Here is a 657-nt window from a genome sequence, read left to right as displayed (position 1 = left end):
CATATCAGTATCTGTAGCTACCTCAAATAATTTGTAGTCAGTAAACGTGGTTTCACCGGTATGCGCAAAAATTTCAGCGTTGGCTTTCACGACTCGGGCGGGCGTTTCTATCAAACCTGGGCGGGTCGGATCATCTCCAATCGCCGTAAGTAGCCGACGCACATCTTCTTCACTCGTTTGCATGGTCTTCAAACTCCCCTATTCTCATGACTTGTTTCGTATCCGTTGTCGCTGCAATTAAGTCGGTTACGGTCGCTACCCGTTCTGGTGTTGCCACTTCACGCAAGGGGGCCAAGACAAATAACCGATTAGCCATTTCCGGATGTGGCACCTGTAACGTGGTAGTGTTAATTACTGACTCGCCAAACCATAAAATATCTAAATCAATTGTCCGAGGACCCCAATGAATTTGACGTTCCCGATTACCAGCCTGTTCAATTTCATGCAGGAGAGCTAACAACGCCGGCGCAGTCAAAGTCGTCTCCAACCGCACCGCAATATTCAAAAAATCATCCTGTTGTACTGGTCCAACCGGTTCAGTTTGATACAGGCCCGATACCACCACCTGGTTAACCGCGGGATGGGCCTTTAACAGGGTCACTGCAGTTTGTAAGTGCTGCTGGCGGTCGCCAAGATTACTACCGATACTCAGATATG

The 657-nt window shown here is 48.6% G+C and carries 2 protein-coding genes; both read right to left on the bottom strand.

Going from position 1 to position 657, the window contains the following annotated elements:
* Positions 1 to 183, bottom strand: a 183-nt coding sequence (locus tag WEIDD23_RS07905; protein WP_197458847.1) for a GTP cyclohydrolase I, incomplete at its 3' end; no start/stop codon positions are given.
* A partial coding sequence (gene folK, locus WEIDD23_RS07900) for a 2-amino-4-hydroxy-6-hydroxymethyldihydropteridine diphosphokinase (RefSeq protein ID WP_062358894.1) occupies positions 170 to 657 on the bottom strand: 488 nt, incomplete at its 5' end. The genes WEIDD23_RS07905 and folK, both read right to left, overlap by 14 nt.

This window comes from Weissella sp. DD23, assembly GCF_001579105.1.
GTDB classification, from domain to species: domain Bacteria; phylum Bacillota; class Bacilli; order Lactobacillales; family Lactobacillaceae; genus Weissella; species Weissella cibaria.
Note: the sequence above shows the minus strand (reverse complement) of the source record. Positions and strands in the feature narration are given on the sequence as shown.